General features: G+C 72.4%; 13 protein-coding genes. 4 read left to right on the top strand and 9 right to left on the bottom strand.

Annotated elements, in window-relative coordinates; translation table 11 throughout:
* The first annotated feature begins 37 nt into the window (after positions 1–37).
* From ACWD12_RS34070 to ACWD12_RS34055, 4 genes are all read left to right on the top strand, one after another.
* Positions 38–1,330 (top strand): thioester reductase domain-containing protein, encoded by a 1,293-nt coding sequence (locus ACWD12_RS34070; RefSeq protein ID WP_450102821.1) that lies wholly within the window; start codon positions 38–40, stop codon positions 1,328–1,330.
* A 115-nt stretch (positions 1,331–1,445) separates the two neighbouring features.
* Entirely contained in the window at positions 1,446–2,477 is a 1,032-nt protein-coding gene (locus ACWD12_RS34065; RefSeq protein ID WP_450102820.1) for a helix-turn-helix domain-containing protein, read from the top strand.
* A complete protein-coding gene (locus tag ACWD12_RS34060) occupies positions 2,474–4,534 on the top strand; it encodes an aldehyde dehydrogenase family protein (RefSeq protein WP_450102819.1) in 2,061 nt (686 codons plus the stop codon). The genes ACWD12_RS34065 and ACWD12_RS34060 overlap by 4 nt, the downstream gene beginning before the upstream one ends.
* A complete protein-coding gene (locus tag ACWD12_RS34055; RefSeq protein WP_450102818.1) occupies positions 4,503–5,540 on the top strand; it encodes a zinc-binding dehydrogenase in 1,038 nt (345 codons plus the stop codon). Before ACWD12_RS34060 ends, ACWD12_RS34055 begins: the two co-directional genes overlap by 32 nt.
* Before the next feature lie 535 nt (positions 5,541–6,075).
* On the opposite strand, the gene ACWD12_RS34050 is transcribed toward ACWD12_RS34055, so the two are convergent.
* From ACWD12_RS34050 to ACWD12_RS34010, 9 genes are all read right to left on the bottom strand, one after another.
* The gene (locus tag ACWD12_RS34050; protein ID WP_450102817.1) at positions 6,076–11,550 is read right to left on the bottom strand and encodes an ATP-binding protein; all 5,475 of its coding nucleotides are present in this window, start codon (positions 11,548–11,550) and stop codon (positions 6,076–6,078) included.
* 193 nt (positions 11,551–11,743) lie between these two features.
* The gene (locus tag ACWD12_RS34045; RefSeq protein WP_450102816.1) at positions 11,744–12,658 is read right to left on the bottom strand and encodes a formate/nitrite transporter family protein; all 915 of its coding nucleotides are present in this window, start codon (positions 12,656–12,658) and stop codon (positions 11,744–11,746) included.
* A 600-nt stretch (positions 12,659–13,258) separates the two neighbouring features.
* Positions 13,259–14,872, bottom strand: coding sequence for a solute symporter family protein (locus ACWD12_RS34040; RefSeq protein ID WP_450102815.1), 1,614 nt, complete (start codon positions 14,870–14,872; stop codon positions 13,259–13,261).
* Complete coding sequence (locus tag ACWD12_RS34035; protein ID WP_450102814.1) at positions 14,869–15,384, bottom strand: DUF485 domain-containing protein; 516 nt, start codon at positions 15,382–15,384, stop codon at positions 14,869–14,871. The genes ACWD12_RS34040 and ACWD12_RS34035 overlap by 4 nt, the downstream gene beginning before the upstream one ends.
* 201 nt (positions 15,385–15,585) lie before the next feature.
* Complete coding sequence (locus tag ACWD12_RS34030) at positions 15,586–17,352, bottom strand: sodium/solute symporter (RefSeq protein WP_358356964.1); 1,767 nt, start codon at positions 17,350–17,352, stop codon at positions 15,586–15,588.
* A complete protein-coding gene (locus ACWD12_RS34025) occupies positions 17,349–17,867 on the bottom strand; it encodes a hypothetical protein (RefSeq protein ID WP_450102813.1) in 519 nt (172 codons plus the stop codon). Before ACWD12_RS34025 ends, ACWD12_RS34030 begins: the two co-directional genes overlap by 4 nt.
* Entirely contained in the window at positions 17,860–18,852 is a 993-nt protein-coding gene (locus ACWD12_RS34020) for a LytR/AlgR family response regulator transcription factor (protein ID WP_450102812.1), read from the bottom strand. Before ACWD12_RS34020 ends, ACWD12_RS34025 begins: the two co-directional genes overlap by 8 nt.
* Positions 18,853–18,909: 57 nt before the next feature.
* Positions 18,910–20,202, bottom strand: coding sequence for a sensor histidine kinase (locus tag ACWD12_RS34015; protein ID WP_450102811.1), 1,293 nt, complete (start codon positions 20,200–20,202; stop codon positions 18,910–18,912).
* Positions 20,203–20,255: 53 nt separating this feature from the next.
* On the bottom strand, positions 20,256–20,846 hold the full coding sequence (locus ACWD12_RS34010) for a GNAT family N-acetyltransferase (protein ID WP_450102810.1): 591 nt from the start codon (positions 20,844–20,846) through the stop codon (positions 20,256–20,258).
* Position 20,847: the final 1 nt, after the last annotated feature.

The following is a 20,847-nucleotide window of genomic DNA, read 5'->3' as shown; positions in this document are numbered from 1 at the left end:
GTTGGGTTCGGGGCTGGGGGCAGGGCCGGGTACCGACGTGGGCAACGGGCTGAGCACCGACATCGTGCTGGCTCCCGACATCAGGCCGGTCGTCCGCAACCGTCCTCGCACCGCGCCCGACCGCCGCGTGCTGCTCACCGGCGCCACCGGGTTCCTCGGCGCCTTCCTGCTGCGCGAACTCCTGGACCGGACCCCCGACGACGTGTGGTGCCTGGTCCGCGCCGACACGCCGCAGCAGGCCCGGCAGCGCATCCAGGACACCATGCGGCGGTACCTGCTGTGGGACAGCCGTACCGCGGCCCGCATCGTCCCGGTCCCCGGCGACCTGACCCGTCCCCGGCTGGGCCTGCCGCCCCGGCAATGGGCGCGGCTGGCCGAACGGGTCGACGTCATCCAGCACAGCGGGGCCCGGGTCAGCCACATCGCACCGTACGGGCTCCTGCGGGACGCCAACGTACGCGGCACCGCCGAAGTTCTGCGGCTGGCCTGCGCGGACCACACCAAGCCCGTGCACTTCGTCTCCACCGCGGCGGTGGGCGCCGACCCAGCCGGGGGTCCGCCGCCGCCCGGGACCGCGGGGGCCGGCTACGTGACGAGCAAATGGGCCGCGGAACGGCTGGTGTCCGAGGCGGGCGAGCGCGGGGTGCCGGTGCGGATCTACCGTCCCGGGCGCATCAGCGGCCATTCGGTCACCGGCGCGTGCCAGGTCGACGACGCGGTGTGGAACCTGATCCGTGCGGTCGTGCTGCTCGGTGCGGCCCCGAACACCGCCGACGCCGAGGTGTCCTTTGCCCCGGTGGACTACGTGGCGCGGGCGATCGTCCGCATGTCCGCGCCGGATGCGCAGGGTGCGCGGGTTCCGCCGGTCACGCCGGTCACGCCGGTCACGCCGGTCACGGCGGTTACGACGGCCACGCCGGTGGCGCCCGATACGCCGGGCGCGCCCGCTGTTCCCGGCAACGGCCTTGCCGCGCGCGTGCGTTACCTGCTCAACCCGTCCCGGATGCCGCTGCACGTACTGCTCGCGCACGTCGCGGAGCGCTTCCCCGTCGAGACCGTCCCGTCCGATGTCTGGCTCGCCCGCCTGTGGGACGCGCGGCACCGGCAGGACGGCGCACTGGCCCGGGCGGCGCTGCTGCTGCCGTCCTACCGCGCGCTGCTGACGGGTGCGGGACGGCCGCCGACGGGCGACCTCACGGCGGGCACCGCGGGGCCGGACGACGCCGGGGCGCCGTGCCCGCCGATCGACGGCAGGCTGATCGCGGTCTACCTCGACTACTTCGAGTCCGTCGGATTTCTGCCGTCCGGCGCTCCGCAATTCCTGGCATAAGGGACACCGATAACACGGACATAAGGAATTCCGATGACTGCGCAGAGAACCCTCACGGGGACTTCACGTGATTCTTCCTAGTCTTCATGGGAATCGATCCACGGGGAGGCCGATCATGGCTCAGTCGTCCACATTACCGACCGCTCCTGTTGTTCTTGTCGTCAGCGACGCCGCGGAGCATTCGGACTGCGGTGCCGCGTCCTTCGCGGCCTTCCGGGACATGATCGGTGCGGCCGCGGGCCGGCCTCCGGAATGGTTCCAGGTGCGGCCGGCGGGCCGTGGCGTACGCGAGCAACTCCGGGCCGCGGCCGGGCAGGCGCACGCCCTGGTGCTGCTCACCGAGGTGCGCAACAACTCCTGCTCCGGGGAGATCACGCTCGCCATCGACGAACTCGCCGGCGGGCCGGTGCGCCGAAAGCCGGTGGGCCTCGTCGCGGTGGGGGCGGGCCACGGCAGTCACGCGGTGGACCATCTCCGGGTCGTGCTGGCGGCGTTGGACGCGGTCGTCATACCGACCGCCTTGGTCCTGCCCGGCCCCGCGCGCACCGGGTGGCCGCGCCTGCGTCCGGCGGCCTTCGCGGACGCGGCCAGAGCGGTCCCCGGCGAGGAACCGGCACCGAACCGCTCGCTCACGGGCTTCGTCGACGAGTTGTTCTGGTTCACCGGCCGACTGCGCGCGGACCCGCCGAACGGAAACTCCCGGCCCGGGGGCGCCGGCCCCGACGCGGTGGCCGAGCAGGTCGACGCCGCAGTGGCGTTCATCCGGGAGAACTTCGCCGACAACGAGCTGACGCTCGGCCTGGCGGCGCGTGCCGCGCACATGAGCAAGTACCACTTCTCGCGCACGTTCAAGAAGCGCACCGGGCAGCGGTTCATCGACTTCGTCACCGAGTTGCGCATGGAACGCGCCCGCACACTGCTCCTGGAAAGCGGACTTTCGGTGGCCGATATCTGCCTGGGCGTCGGGTACCGGGACCTCAGTCATTTCCAGCGCACTTTCAAGGCGGCACACGCGATATCACCCACGGCATTCCGCGCCGCCGCGGCCGAAAAGAGCGCGCTGGGTCGGGGCCGGGATCGCGGCACGACGGAATTCCGCGCGGACGCGGCGGCGCTGTGCGGGCCGGGGGAGAGGAGCCGGCTGTGACGGGTCCCGTGCCCCACTACCTGTGCGGGGAGTGGCGCATACCCGCCGACGCGGGGAGCGTGCGCCGACACGCCGTGCACGGCCACGAGGTCTACCGGGTCACCACGACCGCGGTCGACGCGGCCCCCGCGTTCGCGTACGCTCGCGCAGTCGGCACCCCAGCGTTGCGGCGCCTGGACTCCGCGCAACGCGCCCGGCTGACGACCCGTCTGGCTCGGCATCTCGCGCTGCACCGCGAGGAGTTCGTACGCCTGCTTGCCCATCTGGGTGCATCGCGGGCCGACGCCGCGCATGACGTCGCCGGCGGTCTCGACGCCATGCGCCACTGCGCCGCGACGGTCACCCGGCACCTCGCCGGGGAAGGGGACGCGGGCTGGGACGGGGCCACGGCGGACGGCCGCCTCTTCGTGCACGGGGGTTCCGGCGCGCCGAGCGGCGTGAACGGCGTGCCGCTGCGGGCAGTTGCCGCGGCACCACCCGGCGTCGCGGTCCACATCAGCGGATTCGCCCTGCCCGTCACGACCCTGCTGGATGCCTTCGCACGCGCCTTCGTCGCCGGTGTACCGGTCATCGTGCGGCCCTCCCGCCGGACCGCCCAGATCGCGGTCCACCTGGTCCGGCGGATCGCCGAGTGCCCTGGCGTACCCGACGGGGCGCTGCAAATCCTGTCCGGGCCAACCGACTTGATCCGTCATCTCGGCGCCCATGACCTGTTCGGCTTCACCGGGACCTCCGCCACGGCCCGGCACCTGCGCGGCCGGATCGCGCAGTTCGCCGCGCCGCCCCGGCAGGACTTCGCCGCGGACGCCCTCGGCTGCGCGGTGCTGGGCGCCGACGCGGCGCCGGGGTCGGCGGCTTTCGACCTGTTCGTGTCCCGCTTCGTGGCGGGCATGACCGCACACGCCGGGCAGACACCCGCGGCGGCGCGGCGCGCCTTCGTACCGGCGACGCTCTTGGACTCCGTTGCGGATGCAACCGCCGCGGCACTGGACGGAATTCGGCTCGGCGACCCGTACGCGACCGGGGTGGACATGGGGCCGCTCGTGGACCAGGCCCACCGGCGCCGCGTATTGTCGAGCGTCGCCCGGTTGCGCGGCGTGGGGCGTACCGTGCGTGGCACGCCGGGCGCGGTCGACGCCGTGGCCCGGGATGAGCGGTTCGGCGCGTACCTGCCCCCGATCCTCCTCGCCGCCGAGCACGCGGAGTACCAAGAACCGCACCAGGTCGAGGCGTTCGGACCCGTCGGCACCCTCATCCCATACCGCTCGTCCGACGACATCGCGCACGCACTGGCCCTCGGCGCACGCGGGTCGCGTGCCTGGGTGGTCACCGGTGAGCCGGCGAGGGCGGCCGACCTCGTACGCCAACTCGCGCCCACCCAGCGACATATCGAGGTGATCGACAGCTCGGCCGCGCCCGGCGGGCCCGTCGACGAACCCCGATACCGTCCGCCGCTCGACCACCTCACCACCACGACCATACGGACCTCGGCGCGGCACCTGGCGGCGGCCACCGACCGGTGGATACCCGGCGCGGCACACGTACACAGCTTCACGCACCCGCTCCGGCGCCACCTCGGCGACCTGCGCATCGGCGACACCATCACGGTGGGGCCGCGCACGGTGACCCGGGCCGACATCGCCCGCTTCGCCGAACTCACCGGAGACCACTACTACTTGCACACCGACGACGCCGCGGCCGCGGAACACCCGTTCTTCCGCGGGATCGTCGCTCACGGCTTTCTGGTCCTGTCGCTGGCGACGGGCCTGTTCGTGCCGCCGGAACCCGGCCCGGTGCTCGCCAATCGCGGGCTCGAGAACCTGCGATTCCTCGCCCCGGTACGCCCGGACGACTCGCTGACCGCCACCCTGACCGCCCGCCGCATCACCCCGCGCCCCGGCGCCGGAAACGGCGACGTGTGCTGGCACGTCGAGGTCGTGAACCAAGACGGCCGCCCTGTCGCGGAGTTCGACCTCATCACCCTCATCGCAGACCGGCCCGCCGCCGGGGACAAGGACGTTCCGCATGCGCGCCACCACCATTCACAGCCCGTATGACATCCGCGTCGAGCACGTACCCGACGCATCCGTCCGGCAGCCCGGCGACGCCGTCGTCCAAGTGCTCCGCTCCTGCGTGTGCGGCACCGACCTGTGGGCCTACCGAGGCGAGTCCGCACGGCAACCGGGCCAGCGGCTCGGCCACGAATTCCTCGGCACGGTGACGGACATCGGGCCAGAGGTGACCTCCCTGCGCCCGGGCGACCTGGTCATCGCACCGCTCAGCTGGTCCGACGGCTCGTGCGTCTACTGCACCGAAGACCTGCCCAGCGCGTGCCCCAACGGCGGGATCTGGGGCGCGGCCGGTTCCGACGGCGGCCAGGGGGAGGCCGTCCGCGTCCCCTACGCCGACAGCACACTCGTCCAACTGCCCGCGGACGCCGCCTCCGACGACCGCCTGCTCAACGCGCTGCTCACGCTGGCGGACGTCCTGGGCACCGGCTACCACGCGGCGCTGAGCGCCGGCGCGCGCCCCGGCGCGTCGGTCGCGGTGGTCGGCGACGGCGCGGTCGGCCTGTGCGCGGTCATGGCGGCGAGGATGCTGGGCGCGGAGAACATCGTCATCCTCGGCCGCCACCCCGCGCGGCTCGAACTCGCGCAGAAATTCGGCGCCACAGCCGCGGTCACCGAGCGCGGCGACGCCGCGGTGGAAGCCGTACGCGAACTGACCGGCGGCCACGGCGTCCACGCCTCGATCGAGGCCGCGGGTACGGCGGAGGCGCGGAACACCGCCATCGCCGCGACGCGGCCCGGCGGCGCGGTCGGATGGGTCGGCGCCCCGCACGGCAGCCCGTTGGACACCGCCATGCTCTTCATCCGCAGCATCACCCTGCGCGGCGGCATAGCACCGGTCCGCGCCCACATCCCCACGCTGCTCCCGCGCATCCTCGACGGCACCATCGACCCGTCCCCGGTCTTCGACGGCACAGTAGCCCTCGACGCAATAGCCGAGGCCTACCAGGCGATGAACACCCGCACCGCCCTGAAAGTCCTCATAACCCCCTGACCCCCGCCGCCTGCACCCCCCGCAGGCAGACAGAAACGCCACCATCCCCCCACCACTGCCCCGAGTTCCACCGCGCGTTCCCACGCTTGGGCCGAACCAGTGATGCGGAGTTGTTCGACTGAGGACGTGGAGTGTTCGAACTAGCCTGAGGCGGCCGGCGGTTCCCGGATCGGCCCGGCGGGGACAGCATGCCTCCTTTAGTAACAGGCCCTTACTGCATAAGAGTTCACCTCAACATCAACTGCCGCATCAGACGGGCGCATCAATCGCCCGATCGAACCCGCTGCGCCAGATGGGGCAGCGCCGCACCCTCATGGACGCTGCAACAGAGCGTGGCGCCGGCTCAGGTGGACTGTCGTGAAGCGGCGGGTCTGCTCGGCAGGACTGGACGTTTCCTGGGGTGCCGGTGGCCTGCGGTGCGGGGTGGAGGGGTGACCCCGCCGTTTTCTGGGCGTCGCCTTGTTGGGACAAGGGATGCGCGGAAAGCGGCGGGGTCGGTGTGGGGGTGGCTTTGTGGGGCTGCTGGAGGCGGGGGTCAGCCTCCGGACCAGTGTTTTACGCCGTGTTCGAGGGCTTCGATGATGCGGGGGCGCATTTCGGCGGCTCGGATTACCGCGTCGACGGAACCCACTTCGACGGCGCGCCGGATGCTGTGGACGCGGTCGAACTCCGCTGCCACCTCGCCGAGCTTCTCCGCCCGTACGGCCGGCTGGAGTTCGACGAGCTGTGCGTGCAGCGCGGCCCGCTCCGTGCCGCCCGCGGCGGAGACGCGGGCGTTCAGCTCGGTCACCCGCGGGTCGGTCGCCGTACGCTTGTCGACCTCGCCGGCGAAGACCACCGCCGCGGCCGGAGCGCCGCCCAGGACCGAGGCGAAGGAGCCGTCCAGGGCCAGGACCGTCATGTTCGGGTTCAGGGCCTTGGAGAACACCACGAAGGCGCCGCCGTGGTAGCGCGAGATGACGCAGAAGACGATCGGCCCGTCGAAGTTCACGATGGCCCGGCCGATCTCCGCGCCGTACTCGAGCTGGAGCTTGCGCATGGACTCCGGTGAGCCGTCGAAGCCGGAGAGGTTGGCCAGGACCACGAGCGGCCGGTTGCCGGAGGCCGCGTTGATCGCCCGGGCGGTCTTCTTCGACGACTGCGGGAACAGCGTGCCCGCGGTGTAGGTGTCCGGCCCGTCGGTGGGCGGGAAGCCGCGCCGCGGTACGGCCCGGGACTCGATGCCGATCAGGCACACCGACTGCCCGCCCAGGTAGACGTCCTGGACGACCGCGGTGTCCGCGTCGGCCATGCCCGCCCATCGCTCCAGCACCGGGTGGTCCTGGTCGGACAGCGCGCGCATCACGGTGCGGATGTCGAACGGCTTCTTGCGGTCCGGGTTGTGCTCCGCGGAGAAGATCTCCCCGACGCTGGTGAAGTCGCTGCCCTCGACCATGTGCGGGAAGGACGAGATGTCGCGGTCGACCGGGTCCTTGGTCTCGGCCCTGCGCGGCGCGCTCTCGCCGGGTGCGATGTACGTGTGGTCGTAGTGCGCCATCAGGATGTTCCGCGCGCTCGCCAGGTTGGGCGCCCAGTACTGCGCCTGGCCGTTCGGGCCCATGACGCGGTCGTAGCCGCCGATGCCGAAGTTGTCCTCGGCCGAGACGCCGCCGGAGAAGTCCAGCGACTGCTTGCCGGTCAGCACCATCGCCGAGTCCGGCGTCATGATGAGAACGCCCTTGGTGTGCATGAGCATTGTGGCTTCGGCGTTCCAGTACGGCTGCGCGCCGACCGTGATGCCGGCCACCACGATGTTGATCTCGCCGCCCTGCTGGGTGAACTCGACGATCCGCTTGAGTGCCGCGGCCACCCAGTCCATGTTCTCGGTGCCCGAGTCCATGGAGATCCGGGCTCCCGCGGACAGCGCGTACCACTCCAGCGGCACCCGCATGCGTTCGGCGAGGTCCAGCGCCGCGATGACGCGGCGGCATTCGGGCTCGGACAGCGCGCCGAGCGACTTCGTCGGGTCGCCGAGCAGCACGACGCGGGTGACGCCCCGCCGGTGGCGCGGCGTCCGTGTGGTGACCACGCCCGCCACGATCGCCGCGGAGTTGCGTCCCTTCGGTCGGTCGGCGGGCACCAGCTGGTGTGCCTCGTCGAGGTCGTACTCGACGAAGTCGCCCAGGAGGCGAGTCAGTTCGTACGGGTAGACGGTGTTGCGGGCGCTGGCCTGCAGCACCTTCTGCCGGTAGTCGTCGACCGGTTCGACCGGCTCGACGGGCGGCTCGCCCACGACCAGCTCGGCGCCGCCGGCCGCGTCGAAGACGAACCGTACGGCGACCTTGGCCAGTTCGCCGGTCTCGCGGTCGCGCTGCCGCGCGATGAACTGGATCTCCTCCAGCCCCGCGCCCGCGGTGGTCGGCAGCACGCGGCGGCCGATCGTCTCCACCTCCTCGCGGGTGAGCTCTATGGCCGGCCAGACGTAGACCACGATGCGGTTGGTGTGGAACCGCTTCTTCGACGGCCGCTGCGACTGGGCGCTGCGGATCGAGTCGAGGCAGGCCGCGACCGTGTCCTCAGTGGTCGGCAGTGCCACCAACTTGCCGTCGTGCTCACGGAGTTCGGTGAGGTCCCGGACTTGTGCGAAGGCGACAAGTCGGTCGTCCGAGGGGTTCTCGCGGGCCACGCACCGGAAGAGGTAGACCTCTTCGTCCGACGACGGCAGCCGGGTCAGGTCGAACCCGCTCAGCCGCTCCATCTGCATCCGCTCGGCGATGTACGGGTGGAGCCCGCGGATCAGGCGTTCCTCGGTCATCCCGGTGACGAGCGACGGGCGGTACGTGAAGTGGTGGTGCATCACGGCGCCGCCGCGGCCCGCGACGGTCATGGTGATGCGGCGGACCGAGCGGGGCAGCGCGTGCGCGACCAGTACGTCGTGCAGGGCCGCGGCCATGCTGTCGAAGTCTTCCGGCTGGTTCTCCCAGGCCAGGTAGATGTCGGCGTCGACGGCGGACTCGTCGGCGGCGAGCGCGGCGAGCCCGCGCAGCGCGTCGTCGAGCGCGTCGAAGCGCACCGCGGTCGAGGCGACGCACGAGTCGGCGCGCTCGGCGACCACGAAGGTGCAGCCGGTGAACTCGCGGGTGTGGATCGCGGTCAGGCCCTTGTTGCCGTAGTACCGCCGGGTCAGCACCTCCAGCATGACCGCGTGGTCCAGGCCGGCACGGATCAGGCGCTGGCCGAGCAGCCGTACGAGCGGCTCGGTACTGCGGACCATCTCGGCCATGCGCTCGGCGCGGTCCGGGGCGTCCGGGAACGCGTCCAGGTGCCGCAGGTGCTTGCGCACCCCGGCGTACACGCGCGCGCGGTTGCGGCGCAGCAGAGGCTGGGCGAACCAGGCGAAGACCACGCCGCGCGCGAGGTCGGCGACCGCGGGGAAGCGGACCTGGGTCGCGGTCACCAGCCGTTCGAGTGCCAGGCCGACGGGCTCACGCAAGGCCTCGCCGGGCGGGGGCTCGCGCAGCCACTCGCGCAGCAGGGCGGTGACGATCTTCGCGTCGGCGGACGCCCGGCGCTGGGCGAGGAAGACCCGGAACACCGCGGCTTCCAGGTCGGGGGAGCGGTCCAGGTCGGTCACGCCGTAGCGGCCGAGCGCCTTGCCGAGCCGGGCGCGGAACGCCTCGGGGAGGGCGGCGCGTTCGGCGTCCAGGCTCTGCAGGTACAGGTGGAAGTACTCGCGGGCGCTGTACGCGTGGCCGTCGTCGCCGTCCTCGCTGGCCGGCCGGTTGCGGCTCAGTTCGGCGAGGTCGGCGAACGCGCCGATGAGGTCGACCTCCTCGGCGAGCAGCCGGTGGCCTTCCTCCGCGGCGGCGGCGCGTGCGGTGAGGAAGTCGCCGAGCACCCGCCCCTCGTCGTACGGGTCGACGTCGAAGCCGAGCACCACGCTGTGCAGGTCTTCCAGGCCGCGTACGGCCCGCTCGCGCGCCGCGACGTCCGCGGGCCGCTCGGGCAGGTCCAGTTCGACCGGCGGCGCGGCCGCGGTCTCCTCGGCCTCCTCGTCGGCGAGCGGCTCCAGCTTCAGCAGCGGCGCCCCGGTCTCGACCTGGCTGCCGACCGAGACGACGCACTCCTTGAGCCGGGCCTTGAACGGCGCCCGGAGCACGGTCTCCATCTTCATGCTCTCCAACACCAGCACGGGCGTGCCGGCCTCCACCTCGGCGCCGACCGCCAGCGGGGTGGCGACGACCAGGGCGGGTGCGGGGGAGCGGACCACGCCGCCCTCGTCGCGGCTGATGCGGTGGGTGACACCGTCGACCTCGACGAGGTGGGTCGGGCCGTGGGTGCCGATGAGCAGGCGGAAGCGGGTGCCGTTGACGACGATCCGCCCGGAGTGCCGGTCGAAGCGGTCGAGTTCGACGTCGGCGGTGCGCACCGAGTCGCCCGCCTCGATGCCCACGTGGAAGCGGTGTGCGCCGACGCGCGTGACCCGCACGCGGTAGCCGACGCCGCGCAGCCGCAGGTCCAGCGGTCGGCCGGACTCGTGCCGCACCTGCGGGCGGCCGCCGAACGCGGTGGACAGCAGCCGTGCCCGCTCGACGCGTTCGTCCTCCTCGTACGCCTCGACGGCGGCGGCCGCGAGGGCGACGCCGGAGTGCCGGTCGCAGACCAGGCGGCCTTCGCCGCGCACCCGGTCGATCCAGCCGGTGTCGGCGGTCGCGCCGACCACCTCGGGCTGGTCGAGGAGGTCGAGGACGAAGCTCTTGTTCGTGGTGCCGCCCTCGATGACGACCGTGGTCTCGGCCATCGCGCGGCGCAGTCGGCCGAGGGCCTGCTCGCGGTCGGCGCCGTACGCGATGATCTTGGCGATCATCGAGTCGAAGTCGGCCGGGATGGTGTCGCCCTCGCTGACCCCGGTGTCCACCCGGATGCCGGGTCCGGCGGGCGGCACGAAGCGTGCGATGCGGCCGGGTGCGGGGGCGAAGTCGCGGTCCGGGTCCTCGGCGTTGAGGCGGGCCTCGACGGCGTGCCCGATCTCCGCGGGGCGGGTACCGGTGAGTTTGCCGCCGTCGGCGACGTGCAGTTGCAGCCGGACCAGGTCCACGCCGGTGGTGACCTCGGTGATCGGGTGCTCGACCTGGAGGCGCGTGTTGACCTCGAGGAAGGCGAACAGCTTCTCGCCGGGGTGGTAGAGGAACTCCACGGTGCAGGCGCCGCGGTAGCCGACGGCCAGCGCGAGCCGTTCGGCGGAGGCCTTCAGTTCGGCGGTCTGCGCGGGGTCCAGCACCGGGGAGGCGGACTCCTCGATGATCTTCTGGTTGCGCCGCTGCACCGAGCAGTCGCGTACGCCGAGCGCCCAGGCGGTGCCCTGGCCGTCCGCGATGACCTGCACCTCGACGTGCCGGGCGCCGGTGACCAGGCGCTCCAGGAAGACCACGCCGGAGCCGAAGGCGCGCAGCGCCTCCTGGCTGGTGCGCTGGTACGCGTCGGCGAGTTCGTCGGGCGAGGCCACCATCCGGATGCCGCGCCCTCCGCCGCCCGCGGTCGCCTTGAGCATCAGCGGGTAGCCGATCTCCTCGCCGGCGCGCAGTGCCTCGTCGAGGGTGGCCACCTCGCCGCGGCTCCAGGGTGCGACGGGGACGCCGACCTCCTCGGCGAGCAGCTTCGCGCCGATCTTGTCGCCGAGCCGGCGCGTGGCGTCGGGGCTCGGTCCGACGAAGGTGACGCCGATGCGCCCGCACAACTCGGCGAACTCGGCGTCCTCGGCCACGAAGCCCCAGCCGACCCAGGCGGCGTCCGCGCCGGTCTCCTGGAGCGCCCGGGCCAGCACGGCGTGGTCGAGGTACGGCCGGGCCGACGCGGGGCCCAGCGGGTACGCGAGGTCGGCTTCCCGGACGAAGGTGGCGTTGCGGTCGGCGTCGGTGAAGAGGGCGACCGTCTCGATTCTTGTCCCGGTTTCTGCCGATAGATCCCGCACCGCGTGGATCAGCCGCATCGCGGCTTCTCCGCGGTTGACAATGGCGATACGACTGAACACCGGTCGAGCCTCCCAAGAACCTACGCACCGCAGGCGACGTCCGGCTGGAGCGTCGCCTGCACCTGGTTATCACCCTGCTTGATCACCGTATGCCCCACCAATGCGCCGCGCCGCACGGCCCGGGGCTCCCATTTTGTAGGAACCCCACAAATGTGTGTGGGGTCCTACGCCGTCCCGAGCCGCCGGAACCGGCTCAGGCCTCCGCCATGCGGTCGGGCGCGCCGGGGATGGCGGCGTCCTCGGCGGGCGCCGGCTTGGGCGCCGCGCCGTTCTCCGAGCGGGCCGGGGCCGGGGGTTTCGCGACGGGACGGGTCGGGCCGGTGCGCGCGTGCGTGGCGTACATCGTGAGCCCCACGAAGGCCAGGCCGCCGATCAGGTTGCCCAGCAGCGTCGGGATCTCGTTCCAGATCAGGTAGTCCATCACGGAGAAGTCGCCGCCGAGCATCAGGCCGGACGGGAACAGGAACATGTTCACGATCGAGTGCTCGAAGCCCATGTAGAAGAAGATCAGGATGGGCATCCACATGCCGATCACCTTGCCCGAGACCGACGTGGAGATCATCGCGGCGACCACGCCGGTGGAGACCATCCAGTTGCACAGCACGCCGCGGATGAACAGCGTCAGCATCCCGGCGGCGCCGTGGTCCGCGTAGCCGACCGTCCGCCCCTCGCCGATCTTGCCGATCGCCTGGCCGACCGGGTTGGGGTCGACGGTGAAGGCGTACGTGAAAGTCACCGCCATCATCACCGCCACCAGGAACGCGCCGGCGAAGTTGCCGATGAACACCAGCCCCCAGTTGCGCAGCACGAGCCGCGGCCGTACGCCGGGCCGCTTGTCGATCAGCGCGAGCGGCACCAGCGTGAACACGCCGGTCAGCAGGTCGAACCCGAGCAGGTAGAGAAGGCAGAACCCGACGGGGAAAAGCAGCGCCCCGGCCAGCGCCTCGCCGGTCTGCACGGTGACGGTCACCGCGAACGCCGCGGCGAGCGCGAGGATGGCCCCGGCCATGAAGGCGCGGATCACCGTGTCGCGCGTGGACATGAAGACCTTGGACTCGCCCGCGTCGACCATCTTCCCGACGAGTTCAGGTGGACTCACGTACGACATGAAGTCACTCCTCCGCTGGGGCAACTGGTAGGTGGCATGGGCCGTCTGGCATGCCGAGACCAGAGTGCGATCCGGCGATCGTGGGCACAGCGGTTTTCCCACCGATGACAACGCGGGGAACAAGTGGTCAAGGCTCTCTCACCTTCGTGGAATGCGGCGGTGAGAATCCAGGGCTATTTTGCGCGGTTTCCGGGCGTGTCACGCTACCGCGACGACTGCTCGCACGGCACGGGGAAGTGCCTTGGGGACAACGGTTTTCGGCAGGTTTGTGCGGAGCCACAGCACGCGCCTTTTCGGGACTATTCCGCGACACCGGGAAGGCGGCGAAGCCGACTCTCCGCAGCGGCTGTTCGCGGGTTCCGGGCATCGGACACGCGGTTCCTCGGCCAAACGTTTTCGCGTGGCAAGGGCACTTCGCGAAGGCGTGGGCACGGCACGGCACTTCGCGAGGACGGGAGCGCGGCACGGCACTTTGCAGACAAGGTTCGTGTGGACCCGGCCCTGCCGCGGACATGCGCACGGCCCGCCGCGGGGGAGTTTGCGGCGGGCCGTGCCTCTCTCTTTCCCGGGGGTGGGACACGCCCCCCCCGGGGACGACGCTCAGTGTGCGCCGACACCGGTGAGCGAACGCACCTCCAGCTCCGCGTACTTCTGCTCGCTCGCGCGGTCGCGCGACAGCATCGTGCCCAGCCACCCGAGCAGGAAGCCGGCGGGAATCGAGATGATGCCGGGGTTCTCCAGGGGGAACCAGTGGAAGTCGCTGCCCGGGACCAGCGACGTGGGGCGTCCCGAGCCGACCGGGGAGAAGACCACCAGGCCGACCGAGACCACCAGTCCGCCGTAGATGCTGCACAGCGCGCCCGTGGTGTTGAAGCGTTTCCAGAACAGGCTGTACAGGATCGTCGGCAGGTTCGCGGACGCCGCCACCGCGAACGCCAGCGCCACCAGCGCCGCGGTGTTGAGCTTGTCGGCGAACATGCTGAGCACGATGGCCACCGCGCCGATCGCCACCGCGGACAGCCGCGCCGCGGCCACCTCTTCCTTCTCGGTGGCCTTGCCCTTGCGGATGACGTTCGCGTACAGGTCGTGCGCGAAGGACGAGGAGGACGCGAGCGTCAGTCCCGCGACCACGGCGAGGATGGTGGCGAACGCGACCGCCGAGATCACCGCCAGCAGGATCGCTCCGCCCGTGGACCCGGCCCCGCCGCCGACCTCCTCGGCGAGCAGCGGCGCCGCGGTGTTGCCGGACGCGCTGGACTTCTTGATCTCGTCCGAGCCGACCAGGGCCGCGGCGCCGAAGCCGAGCGCGATGGTCATCAGGTAGAAGCCGCCGATGATGCCGATCGCCCACAGGACCGAGGTACGCGCGGCCCGTGCCGTCGGCACGGTGTAGAAGCGCACGAGGATGTGCGGGAGCCCGGCGGTGCCCAGCACGAGCGCGATGCCCAGGCTGATGAAGTCGAGCTGGGTGGTGGCGTCCTTGCCGTACTTGAGCCCGGGTTCCAGGAACTTCTGGCCCTGGCCGGACGCGTCGGCGGCGGACCCGAGCATCGACGAGATGTTCCAGTCGAATTTGAACAGCACCAAAATCGTCACCAGCAGCGTGCCGAGGATGAGCAGCACGGCCTTGATGATCTGCACCCAGGTGGTGCCCTTCATGCCGCCGACCGTGACGTACAGGATCATCAGTGCCCCGACCAGGGCGATGACCCAGCGCTTGGCGCCGTCGCCGGACACGTCGAGGAGCAGCACGACCAGCGAGGCCGCGCCGACCATCTGCGCGATCAGGTAGACGATGGACACGACGATCGTCGAGATGCCCGCGGCGGTACGCACCGGCCGCTGGCGCATCCGGAACGCCAGGACGTCGGCCATCGTGAACCGGCCCGAGTTGCGCAGCGGCTCGGCGACCAGCAGCAGCGCGACGAGCCACGCCACCAGGAAGCCGATCGAGTACAGGAAGCCGTCGTAGCCGGACAGCGCGATCAGGCCCGCGATGCCGAGGAACGACGCCGCCGACATATAGTCACCGGAGATGGCCAGGCCGTTCTGGAACCCGGAGAAGGACCGGCCGCCCGCGTAGAAGTCGGTCGCGTCCTTGGTCTGCCGGCTCGCCCACACGGTGACGGCGAGGGTGGCGAGGACGAATGCCAGGAACAGGCTGATGATGAGCGCGCGGTGGTCCCCGGCGTTGCTGGTGGCGGCGAACGTCATCGCACCTCACCTCCGGCTGCGGCGGCACCGGCGTCCGCGGCGGCGGCGCCGTCCATGCGCTCGCGCACGGTGGCGGCGGCGGGGTCGATGTGGGTGCGCGCGTACCGGGCGTACGCCCACGCGATGAGGAAGGTGGTGACGAACTGCAGGACCCCGAAGACGAATCCGAGGTTCACGTTGCCGACGACCTCCGTCCCCATGAAGTCGCGGGCGTAGACGGCAAGGAGCACGTACAGCAGGTACCACGCGCAGAACGCCACCGTGACCGGGAACGCGAAGGAGCGGAACGAGCGCCGCAGCTTCCGGAAGTCGTCGCTCGCCTGCACGGCGAGCGGTCCGTCCGGATTCCCGGTGCCGCCGCCCGCCGCGGCGACCGCGGGAGACCCGGAAGACGCGGGGGACTCGGGAGACGCCGGGGACTCGGGAGACGCCGGAGATGCGGGGGATGCGGCCGCGGGGGGCGCGCCCGCACCCCCGGGCGGCGGTCCGTCGGTACCTGAGGTCCTGCGCATCTGTCCTCCTCGACCGCGGTCGGTCGGTCGGGAGCCGACCGGACCGCCAGGGCGTACGGACCGAACCTGACGCGGCGTCACGCTAGCGGCGCGGGGCGTGCCCGCGGGACCGGGCGGGGCACGCCGTGCGGCGAGCGGACCGGCCGGTGCGCCCGCCGGTTGCCCTGATGCGCCGAACGGTGCCAACGGTGCGCCGAACGGTCAGCGCGGCGACAGGCCCAGCGACTCGGGAGCGTGCAGCCGGGCCAGCGCGCGGCCGGCGCCTTCGGGGATGTGCCGTCGCGTCAGGTACGACACCCCGACCATGACCGCGAACGTCAGCGGCACCGTCCACGCCGCCGGGCGGCTCAGCAGAATGGCCGCCCAGCCCTCGTCCGGCCCGCCCGCCATCGTCAGCACGACGGCGGCCATCGCGGTGCCTCCGCCCACCAGGAGCCCCGCCGCCGCGCCCTGCGGGGTCAGGCCCCGCCACCAGATGCCGAGCAGCAGCAACGGGCAGAACGACGAGGCGGCCACCGCGAATGCCAGGCCCACCACATCGGCCACCGAATAGTGCGTGGCGATCAGCGACAGCAGGCACGGCACCGCCGCGGCGGTGACACCCGACAGCCGCAGCGTCAGCAGCTCGCGCCGCGCGGGCCGGGCGACCGCCTCCCGGGCGCCGCCCCGACCACGATCCGCCCGCCCCCGTTCGATCTCCTGCGCGAACACCCCCGCCACCGACATCGTCAGCCCCGACGCCGTGGACAGGAACGCGGCGAACGCCCCGGCTAGGACGAGCGCACCCAGCAGCGTGCCCAGGGTGCCGCCGACCACGCGGCCCGGCAGGAGCAGCACGGTCGCGTCCGTGCGGCCCGTCATCAGCAACTCGGGTGTGTAGATGCGGCCGAGCAGCCCGTACAGCGGCGGCATGAGGTAGAAGACCGACAGCAGCCCCAGCACGTTGCGCGTCGTGCGCCGCGCGGACGGGCCGTCCGGGCTGGTGTGGAAGCGGACCAGCACGTGCGGCAGGCCCATGGTGCCCAGCAGGGTCGCGACGAGCAACGAGTAGGTGGCGTACAGGGGGTGCTCGGTGCCGGCCAGCGGCAGCGTCCACGAGCGGCCCTCGCGCGGCGGCGTGCCGACCGGGTGCGGAACGTCGGCGCCGGCCGGGAACGTCGCCCTGGCACCGTCCGCGAACCGGTGCGTCCCGGGCGTGAGCAGCACCTGCCCGCCGTCGTACGGGCGGTCGTCCAGATGGCCGCGCACCGTCACCACAACCGGTTCGGTGACCCGGATTTCGACCGGCTGGCGTATCGACACCGTCGTCGTCTCACGGAACCGCGGCGGCGCGTCGGAGTCGGGCCAGGGCGCACCGTCGGCGCGCCACGCCAGCAGCAGGAAGACCACCGGCAGCGCGATGGCGGTGAGCTTGAGCCAGTACTGGAAGGCCTGCACGAGCGTGACGCTGCGCATGCCGCCCCAGGCCACCACCCACACGACGACCACCGTCACGGTCACCGGGCCGGCCCACAGCGGGGCGCCGGAGACGGTGCGCAGCGTCAGACTGGCGCCCTGCAACTGCGGCAGCAGGTACAGCCAGCCGATCAGCACGACCATGACCGCGGCCAGCCGCCGCACCCGCACCGACCCGAGCCGCACCTCGGCGAAATCGGGGAGCGTGTACGCGCCCGAGCGCCGCAGCGGAGCCGCGACCAGCGCCAGCAGCACCAGGTAGCCCGCCGTGTAGCCGATGCCGTACCAGAGCATGTCGGCGCCGAACGCCAGCACCAGGCCGGCGATCCCCAGGAACGACGCCGCCGACAGGTACTCCCCGCCGATCGCCGCCGCGTTCCGCATCGGCGAGACCGTGCGCGACGCCACGAAGAAGTCCGAGGTCGCGCGGCCGGGCCGGAGTCCGTGCACGCCGAACAGCGCCGTCGCGGCGCACACCAGCACGACGGCGACCAGCGGGTGCCCGGAGATCACCCGAGCCGCTCCGGCGCTGCCCCGGACCCGCTGTCGGGACGGTCCATCAGATTGGCGAAATCCCGCTCGTTCGCCTCGGCCTGACGCGTGTTCAGGATGCCCAGCAGCACGAAGACCGGGTGCGGCGCCACCGCGACCAGCAGCCACGGGACCGGTACGCCGCCCGCCGTCGCGTCGCGCAGTTCGGGCACGGTCGCGCAGGCCAGCGGGATGCCCGCGAGCAGCACCACGAGCGCGCCGACCACGGCGAGCCCGAGGCGCAGTTGCGTGCGCATCAGCGACCTGAGATAGAGGTCGCCGAGGCGGGACGGGGCGCCGAGGTCGTCGGCGGTGGCGGCGTAGGGCGGGCGGCCCGGGTCGCCCGCCGCCCCGGTGGGTCCGCCGCCACCTCCCGTGGCCGCCCGGGACAGCGCCGCGAGGGTCCGTGGATGCGCCACCACTTCCCGGCGCGGCGGGAAATCCGTCGGCTCCCGGAACTCCCGTGCGGCGTCGGGTGTTTCGGCGGCCTCAGCCATGCCCCGCCGATCTGGCCGCCGAGGTGCCCGCGTCGGGCCGGAAGCCGGGCGGGGTGTCCGGTCCGACGCGGACCAGGACGTCGCGGACGCCGCGCGTGTGCCGGCGACTGATCGGCAGCACGAAGTCGGCGACGCGCACGAACGCGCGCCCGGACTCCAGGCGCAGTTCGCGCACGTGCCGCACCGCGACCAGGTGCCTGCGGTGGATGCGGATGAACCCCGCGTCCGCCCAGCGTTCCTCGAGCGTCGCCAGCGGCGTGCGGACGAGGTGACTCCCGGCGGCGGTGTGCAGGCGCGCGTAGTCGCCGTGGGCCTCGACGTACATGACCTCGCTGCGGCGGACGAAGCGCGTCACACCGGCGAGTTCGACCGGGATCACCTCGTCGTCGGGGGAGCCGCCGGTGGACGTGCCGGTCGACCCGTCGGCCGGCACGCCCGCCGACCGGCCTGCCCGTACATCGTTCGGCACGCCGTGCGACCAGGCCGCGGGTCCCGAAGGCCGCGCGCCGGAGCCGACGGAACCGCCGGAGCCGCCGGGTCCGACCGGTCCGTGAGGTCCCGCCGGTTCGAGCGCGTCACGCGGGCCCGCGGCGGTCCCGGCGGCCTGCCCGGCATGGGCCGCGACCCGGCGCACCGCCTCCGCCAGGCGGTCCGGGTGGATCGGCTTGAGCAGGTAGTCGACGGCGCGCAGCGCGAACGCGTCGACCGCGAAGTCGTCGTGCGCCGTCACGAAGACCACGCTCGGCGGGTCCGCGAAGCGCGAGGCCACCCGGGCGACCGCGGCCCCGTCCAGGCCCGGCATGCGCACGTCCAGGAACAGCGCCCCGAACGGCCGGCCTTCGGCGAGCGACCGGTCGAGCGCGAGCAGCGCCGTGGCGCCGTCCCGCACCGGCTCGACGTCCGTCACGCGAGCGTCGCGGCGCAGCAGGTACGTCAGCTCCTCCAGCGCCGGAAGCTCGTCGTCCACGGCCAGAATCCGCAGCATACGGGGCAGGCTAGCCGTGCCGGGGCCGCCGCGGAACCCGTCGGCGGGCCGCCCGGTTCAGTGCGGGTCGTTGGCCGAGGGATGGAATTTGGGAATGCGGACGCGCACCTTGGTCCCGGCTCCGGGCGCGGTCTCGACGACGATCCCGTAGACGTCGCCGTACACCTGCCGGAGCCGCTCGTCGACGTTGCGCAGCCCGATCCCGGCGCCCGACCCCCCGCCCCGGACCGGTGGTTCGCCGCCGCTCGGGCCGGCGGACAGCTCCGCCCCCGCCGAGCCGGGCCGGGTCGCCGGGGGGCCGCCGGCCAGGACGGCCGCCAGCGCCGCGGGCTCCATGCCGACACCGTCGTCCTCGACACATATCCAGGCCTCGGTTCCCTTGTCCTCGGCGGTGATGACCAGGTGCCCCGGACCGGGGCTGCGTTCGAGCCCGTGCCGCACGGCGTTCTCCACGAGGGGTTGCAGGCAGAGGAACGGCACGACCACCGGCAGCACTTCGGGGGCGATGCGCAGCGACACCGACAGCCGGTCGCCGAACCGGGCGCGTTCCAGCAGCAAGTAGCGGTCGACGCAGCGCAGTTCCTCGGCCAGTGAGGTGAAGCTTCCGTGCCGGCGGAACGAGTAGCGGGTGAATTCGGCGAACTCGACGATCAGTTCACGGGCGCGCTCGGGGTCGGTGCGTACGAAGGAGGCGATCGCGGTCAGCGAGTTGTAGATGAAGTGCGGCGATATCTGCGCCCGCAGCGCGCGGACCTCGGCGTCCGCGAGGGCCGCCCGGGATCGGTCCAGCTCGGCGAGTTCCAACTGCGTCGAGATCCACCGCCCCACCTCGCCCGCCGCGCGCACCAGCCCGGTCGAGGCCTGCGGCGCGAACACCGCGAACACCCCTTCGACCCGGTCGGACACCACGAGCGGCACCACCACCGCGTGCTGCAAGGGGCACTCCGAGACCCCGCATTCGACCTGGTCGGGGCCCAGCACGGTGACCCGGCCCGGCCGGGACGTACGCTCCGACCCGGCGCGTACCGCCGCCGCGTGGCCGTGGTCGCCGCCCGTCGTGGGCCCCTCCCACGCCAGGACCTCGCCGTCGCTGCGGCACAGTGCCAGCGCCGGAACGCCGAGGAGGGCGCGCAGGTGCCGGGCCGAGCGTCTCGCGGAATCGGCGGTCAGCCCGGCCCGCAGCAGCGGCGCGGCCTGGGAGGCGTGGTGCAGCGTCTCGAACGTGGCCCGCTCCGTCGCGGTGCCCAGATGCCGCCGGCCGCGCGACGCCCACACGGCGAAACCCGCCCCCAGGACCAGCGGACCCGCGATGACCAGGACCGCGAGCGGCACAGCGGAGGACCGCAACATGCGCGCGACGCTACACCCGGTACGCAGGCGGCGGGCAGCGCCCGCCGCCCGCCTCAGGTCCCGAGGGTCGTGAGGTGTTCCTCGACCTTCGGCCACTCGGCCCGCAGGACGCTGTAGAAGATGGCGTCGCGGCGGCGCCCGCCGGGCATGTAGTTGAAGCTCCGCAGGGTGCCTTCCTCCACCGCGCCGATGTTGCGGAGGCCGCGGCGCGCCTGCTCGTTGAGGATGTCGGTCTTGAACTCGACGCGTTCCGCGCCCAGATCCTCGAACGCGTGTTGCAGGAGAAGGTACTTGGCCCAGCGGTTGACGCCCTGGCCGCGGAAGTCCCGCCCGAGCCAGGACCAGCCGATCTCCAGCCGGGCGTCCGCCTCCGCCATGTTGCCGTAGCTCATGCTGCCGGCGATGCGGCCGGAGGCCTTGTCGGTGACGATGAAGACCACGCGCCGGCCGGCCGCCTGGTCCGCCAGGCAGGTGTCGAAGAACAGCTTGAAGTCCTCTTCGTTCTCCACGGCCGAGACGAAGTACCGCCAGATGTCCGGGTCCATGGCGACGGCCCGTAGGCCCTCGCGGTCGGCCTCGGTGACCGGCTGGAGCCGCACGTGGTCGTTCTCCAGGACCGCGGGTGCCATCGTTGCCCAGGTCATG

The sequence above is a fragment of the Streptodolium elevatio genome, assembly GCF_053592165.1.
The sequence above is the reverse complement of the archived record's forward strand: the minus strand, read 5'-3'. Positions and strand labels throughout refer to the sequence as shown.

Excerpts from the sequence above, each read along its gene's own strand:
- ACWD12_RS34035 (WP_450102814.1), bottom strand. The coding sequence starts at position 15,384 with ATGCGCAGGACCTCAGGTACCGACGGACCGCCGCCCGGGGGTGCGGGC.
- ACWD12_RS34010 (WP_450102810.1), bottom strand. The coding sequence starts at position 20,846 with ATGACCTGGGCAACGATGGCACCCGCGGTCCTGGAGAACGACCACGTG.
- ACWD12_RS34020 (WP_450102812.1), bottom strand. The coding sequence starts at position 18,852 with ATGCTGCGGATTCTGGCCGTGGACGACGAGCTTCCGGCGCTGGAGGAG.
- ACWD12_RS34045 (WP_450102816.1), bottom strand. The coding sequence starts at position 12,658 with ATGTCGTACGTGAGTCCACCTGAACTCGTCGGGAAGATGGTCGACGCG.
- ACWD12_RS34065 (WP_450102820.1), top strand. The coding sequence starts at position 1,446 with ATGGCTCAGTCGTCCACATTACCGACCGCTCCTGTTGTTCTTGTCGTC.
- ACWD12_RS34040 (WP_450102815.1), bottom strand. The coding sequence starts at position 14,872 with ATGACGTTCGCCGCCACCAGCAACGCCGGGGACCACCGCGCGCTCATC.
- ACWD12_RS34015 (WP_450102811.1), bottom strand. The coding sequence starts at position 20,202 with ATGTTGCGGTCCTCCGCTGTGCCGCTCGCGGTCCTGGTCATCGCGGGT.
- ACWD12_RS34025 (WP_450102813.1), bottom strand. The coding sequence starts at position 17,867 with ATGGCTGAGGCCGCCGAAACACCCGACGCCGCACGGGAGTTCCGGGAG.
- ACWD12_RS34055 (WP_450102818.1), top strand. The coding sequence starts at position 4,503 with ATGCGCGCCACCACCATTCACAGCCCGTATGACATCCGCGTCGAGCAC.